The organism is Streptomyces marokkonensis, from assembly GCF_039539045.1.
GTDB lineage: Bacteria > Actinomycetota > Actinomycetes > Streptomycetales > Streptomycetaceae > Streptomyces > Streptomyces marokkonensis.
Map to the genome: position 1 here is coordinate 1 of NZ_BAABCQ010000278.1, position 5,869 is coordinate 5,869.

Below are 5,869 nucleotides of genomic sequence, written 5' to 3' on the forward strand. Positions count from 1 at the left end.
CCTCCAACTCCTCCTCCAACTCCTCCAACGCACCCACCACACCCGCCACCACCACCGACGACGGACCATTCACCGCCGCAACCGACAACCCCGCACCCAAACGCCCCTCCACCACACCCACCGGCAACGCCACCGACAACATCCCACCCCCACCCGCCAACGACGACGCAATCACCCGCGACCGACCCGCCACCACCCGCGCACCATCGCCCAACGACAACCCACCCACCACACACGCAGCCGCGATCTCACCCTGCGAATGACCCACCACCGCAACCGGCTCCACACCCATCGACCGCCACAACCCCGCCAACGACACCATCACAGCCCACAACACCGGCTGCACCACATCCACCCGCTCCAACGCCTCCTCATCACCCAGCACATCCACCAAGGACCACTCCACAAACGGCGCCAACGCCTCCCCACAACGCCCCATCCACTCCGCGAACACCACCGACTCCGCCAACAACCCCACCGCCATACCCACCCACTGCGCCCCCTGACCCGGAAACACGAACACCACACCGTCGGAAACATGACCCGGAGCGGGCGCGGAGCCGCCGACGGAGAGCGCGACCAACCGCTCCACCGCCTCCTCGTGGTCACGGGCGACGACAACACCGCGATGGTCGAACACCGTGCGCGACGTCAGGGAGAGGGCGACGTCGGGCAGCGCGGCTCCGGGGCGCTCCGCCAGGAAGGCCGCGAGCCGGCTCGCCTGCGCGCGCAGGGCCTCGGGGGTCTTGCCGGACAGTGCCAGCGGCACCGGGGCGGCGGGGACCGCGGTCTGCGCGACGGTGCCCCGGACCACCGGGGGCGTGTCGGCGCCGCCGTCGGTGTCCGGCTCCGCGGGCTCCTGTGCCGGGGCCTGTTCCATGATGACGTGGGCGTTGGTTCCGCTGAGGCCGAAGGAGGAGACGCCGGCGCGGCGGGGCCGGTCCGCGTCCGGCCAGTCGCGGGCCTCGGTCAGGAGCTCCACCGCTCCCTCGGTCCAGTCGACCTCGGGCGTGGGGGCGTCGACGTGCAGTGTCTTCGGCAGCACCCCGTGCCGCATCGCCTGCACCATCTTGATCACACCCGCCACGCCCGCGGCCGACTGGGCGTGTCCGATGTTGGACTTCAGGGAGCCCAGCCACAGGGGCCGGCCGTCCTCGGGGCGCTCCTGGCCGTAGGTGGCGATCAGGGCCTGGGCCTCGATCGGGTCGCCGAGGGACGTGCCGGTGCCGTGGGCCTCCACCACGTCGATGTCACCGGGCGAGAGGCGGGCGTTCTGCAGGGCCTGCCGGATGACGTCGCGCTGGGAGGGGCCGTTGGGCGAGGTGAGGCCGTTGGACGCGCCGTCCTGGTTCACGGCGCTGCCGCGCACGACGGCGAGGACCTCATGGCCGTTGCGGCGGGCGTCCGACAGACGCTCCAGGAGCAGCACGCCCACGCCCTCGGAGAAGCCGGTGCCGTTGGCGCCGGCGGCGAAGGCGCGGCAGCGGCCGTCCGGGGAGAGGCCGCGCTGGCGGGAGAACTCGACGAACATCTTGCTGTCGGCCATCACGGCCGCACCGCCGGCCAGCGCCATCTCGGACTCGCCGGAGCGCAGGGACTGGATGGCGAGGTGGATGGCGACCAGTGACGAGGAGCAGGCGGTGTCGACGGTGACCGAGGGGCCTTCGATGCCCAGGGTGTAGGAGACGCGGCCGGAGGCGAAGCTGCCGGTGCTGCCGCGCCCGAGGTACGCCTCCAGGTCCTCCGGGACCTTGCGCACGCGCGGCGCGTAGTCGTGGTGCATGACGCCGGTGTACAGGCCGATCCTGCGTCCGCGCAGGGACGTGGGGTCGATGTTGGCGCGTTCGAAGACCTCCCAGGAGGTCTCCAGGAGGAGCCGCTGCTGCGGGTCCATCGCGACGGCCTCGCGCGGCGAGATCCCGAAGAACGGGGCGTCGAAGCCGGCCACGTCGTCGAGGAACCCGCCCTCACGGACGTAGGACTTGCCGGGGGCTTCGGGGTCGGCGTCGTACATGCCCGCCAGGTCCCAACCGCGGTCGTCGGGGAAGGGGGTGATGCCGTCGACGCCGTCCGCCACCATCCGCCACAGGTCCTCGGGCGAGGTCACTCCGCCCGGCAGACGACATGCCATACCGACGACGGCGATGGGCTCCCACGCCTTCTCCTCGACCTCTCGCAGCCGACGGGTCGCCTGACGAGCGGTGGCGACTGCCTTGTTGAGGTATTCGCGGTACTTCTTGTCGTCGGACATGGAGAAGGTCAGCTCCTAGAGAAAGACTTCTGACGGCGGGGCGGGCGGCGGGATCCGCCGGGGCCGGCGGATCGGACGGGATCGGCGGACCGGCGCCGTCAGGAATCGTTGAACTCGTTGAAGTCGTTGAACTCGTTGTCGATGATGTCGAAGACCTCGTCGTCGGTGACCGACTCGAGGTCGTCGTCGAGGCCGTCCTCCGCGGCGGGCGGCGACCACTTGGCCAGCAGGACCTGGAGGGCGGCGGTGACCTGGGCGCGGACCGCCCGGTCGTCGGGCACGGAGGCGAGGGCGGTCCTGAGCTTCTCGACCTCGACGACCGCGCGGTGCAGGGCTGGGCTGCTCTCGGGTGCGAGGGCCTCGCGCAGGTGCGTGACGAGCACGGCGGGTGCGGGGTGGTCGAAGAGCAGGGTGGCGGGCAGCCGCAGGCCGGTGGCGGCGGACAGCTTGTTGCGCAGTTCGACGGCGGTGAGCGAGTCGAAGCCGAGCTCCTGGAAGGCCCGGTCCGGGTGGATGGCGTGGGTGTCCTGGTGGCCGAGGACGACGGCGGTCTCGGCGCGGACCAGGTCGAGCAGGATCGCGCTCTGGGCGCCCTCCTCGAGTCCGGCCAGGCGTTCGCGCAGGGAGCCGGCCGTGGCGAGGTCGGCACGCCGGGCACGGGCCTCGGCCGCGGCGATGCGGCGGACCTCCGGGACGCCCTGGAGGAGCGCGGACGGCCGGGGTGTGGTGAACGCCGCGTGGAACCGCTTCCAGTCGATGTGGGCGACGGTGAGGCCGCTCTGGTCACCGGTCAGGGCGCGGTCGAGGGCGGTCAGCATCAGTTCGGGGCGTGCGGCCTCGATGCCCTGACGGCGCAGCTGCGGTGCCGAGGCGGCGTCGACCATGCCGCCGCCGGACCAGGCGCCCCAGGCGAGGGCGGTGGCGGCGCGGCCCTGGCCCCGCCGGCGGGCGGCGAGGGCGTCCAGGTAGGCATTGCCCGCGGAGTAGGCGCTCTGGGTACCGCTGCCCCAGACCCCGGCGATGGACGAGAACACGACGAAGGCGTCCAGGGGGATGTCGCCGAGGAGCGCGTCGAGGTGGGCGGCACCCGCCACCTTGGCCGACACGACGGCGCCGAAGTCGTCGAGGGTCGTCTCGTCCAGGGCGCCGAAGCCGTTGACGCCGGCGGCGTGGACGACGGTGCGGACGGTGTCGCCGTCCGCCGCGAGCTTCGCCAGCAGGTCCTCGAGGGCCTGCCGGTCCGTGACGTCGACGGCGGCCACGGTGACGCGGACGCCGGCTTCGGTGAGTTCGGCGGTCAGTTCGGCGGAGCCGGGGGCGTCGGGTCCGCGGCGGCTGGTCAGCACCAGGTGCTCGGCGCCGGCCGCGGCCAGCCGGCGGGCGGCGTGGCCGCCAAGCGCTCCGGTGCCGCCGGTGACGAGCGCGGTGCCGGTGGTCCGCCAGGGTGCCTCGTCGGGCTGCGGCCGGTACAGCGGGGTCCGTTCCAGGCGGCGGGTGAGGATCGTGCCGGCGCGCAGGGCGAGCTGGTCCTCGGTGCCGCTGCCGCCGCCGAGGACCGCGGCGAGCAGGTCGCCCGTGTCGTCGGCGAGGTCGGCGGGGAGGTCGACGAGTCCGCCCAAGCGACCCGGATGTTCGAGCGCGGCGACCTGGCCGAGGCCCCAGAGGGCGGCCTGGCCGGCGTTGCGCACCGGGTCGGTGCGAGAGGTGGCGACGGCTCCCTGGGTGGCGATCCAAAGCGGTGCGTCGATGCCGGTGTCGCCGAGCGCCTGGACGAGGCCGAGGGTGGCCGCGAGTCCGCCGGTGACGCCGGGGTGACCGGGCCGGCCGGTCTCGTCGAGGGCGAGCAGGGACAGGACGCCGGTGACGGCGTCCCGGTCCGTGGCCGCGCCGGTGAGGAGGGCGGCGAACGCCTCCCGGTCTGTGGCGCCGCCGGCGGCCGCGGACAGCGGTACGACGTCGGCGCCGCGGCCTTCGAGGGCGGTGAGGGACGCGGTGACCGCCGGGTGCCCGGTGTGGCCGGCGGGGACGGCGACCAGCCAGGTGCCGGTGGGTGCGGCGGCCCGGTCGGTGTTCTCGGCGGGGGGCCAGGCCGTGCCGTAGATCCAGTTGTCAAGCCGGGAGGAGCCGGTCTCGCGGGCCAGCCGGGCGCCGGCGAGCTGCTCCTGGGTCACCTGGCGGCCGATGAGGGCGTCGATGCGGGCGACCGGTGCGCCGGTCTGGTCGGTGACGGTGACCTGCCAGGTCTCCTCGCCCGCGGGGACGAAGTGGGCACGCAGCCGGGAGGCTCCGCGGGTCCACAGGGTGATGCCGTTCCAGGAGAAGGGCAGGCGCGGCAGTCCGGTGCCGTAGATCAGCGGGGCGTGCAGCGAGGAGTCGAGCAGGGCGGGGTGGAGGCTGAAGTTCCCCGCGTCCTCGCTCTGTTCCTCGGGCAGCGCGACCTCGGCGAAGATCTCGTCGTCGCGGGTCCAGACGCCGCGCAGGCCCTGGAAGGCGGGGCCGTACTCGTAGCCGCGCTCGGCGAGCCCCGCGTACACGGTGTCGACGTCGACGGGTACGGCGGTGGCGCCGGCCGGTGGCCAGGGGAGGGCGGGTTCACCGGACTCGAGGTCCTCGGGCAGGAGCGTGCCCACGGCGTGGCGGGTCCAGTCGGGTTCGTCGCCCTCAAGCCGGGAGTGGACGGAGACGGCGCGGCGGCCCGACTCATCAGGTGCGGCGAGTTCGACGCGCACCTGGATGCCGCCGTCCTCGGGGAGGATGAGGGGCGCCTCGATGACGAGTTCCTCGAGGGCGCCGCAGTCGGCCTCGGCGCCGGCGGTGAGGACCAGGTCGACGAAACCGGTGCCGGGCAGCAGGGCCGTGCCCCACACGGCGTGGTCGGCGAGCCAGGGGTGGGTGCGGGTCGACCAGCGGCCGGTGAAGGCCGTGCTGCCGGTGCCGGGGAGGTCGACGGCGGCGCCGAGCAGCGGGTGCCCGGTGGGCGTGAGGCCGGCGGAGGAGGCGTCGCCCTCGGCGCGCTCGGCCGTCAGCCAGTAGTGCTGGTGCTGGAAGGGATACGTCGGCAGCTCCGTCCGCCGCGCGCTGCCCGCGTCGAACGCGGCAGCCCAGTCCACCTCCACACCACCCGCGTACACCTCACCCACCGACCGCAGAAAGCGATCCAACCCACCCTCACCACGACGCAACGACCCCACTACCAGACCATCCGCACCCACCGCACCCATCGTCTCCGCCACCACGAACCCCAACACCGGATGCGGACTCATCTCCACGAACACCCGACGCCCCGAACCCAGCAGACCCCGCGTCACCTCCTCAAACCGCACCTGCTCCCGCAAATTACGGAACCAGTACCCACCATCCAACACACCCGTATCAACCACCCCACCCGACACCGTCGACCAGAACTCCACCCCCACCCCACCGGACACCTTCGCCGCATCCACCGACGACACCGGCGACACACCCGCCAACACCCCCGACAACTCCCCCTCCACCCCCTCCACCATCACCGAATGCGACGCATAATCCACCGGCACCCGACGCACCCGCACCCCCTCACCCCGCAACTCCTCCTCCAACTCCTCCAACGCACCCCCCACACCCCCCCCCACCACCCCC

2 protein-coding genes are annotated in these 5,869 nt (G+C 73.1%); both read right to left on the minus strand.

Going from position 1 to position 5,869, the window contains the following annotated elements:
- Positions 1-2,251, minus strand: a 2,251-nt coding sequence (locus ABEA26_RS34595; protein ID WP_345597855.1) for a type I polyketide synthase, incomplete at its 3' end; no start/stop codon positions are given.
- A gap of 98 nt (positions 2,252-2,349) precedes the next feature.
- On the minus strand, positions 2,350-5,865 hold the full coding sequence (locus ABEA26_RS34600; RefSeq protein ID WP_345597857.1) for an SDR family NAD(P)-dependent oxidoreductase: 3,516 nt from the start codon (positions 5,863-5,865) through the stop codon (positions 2,350-2,352).
- Positions 5,866-5,869: the final 4 nt, after the last annotated feature.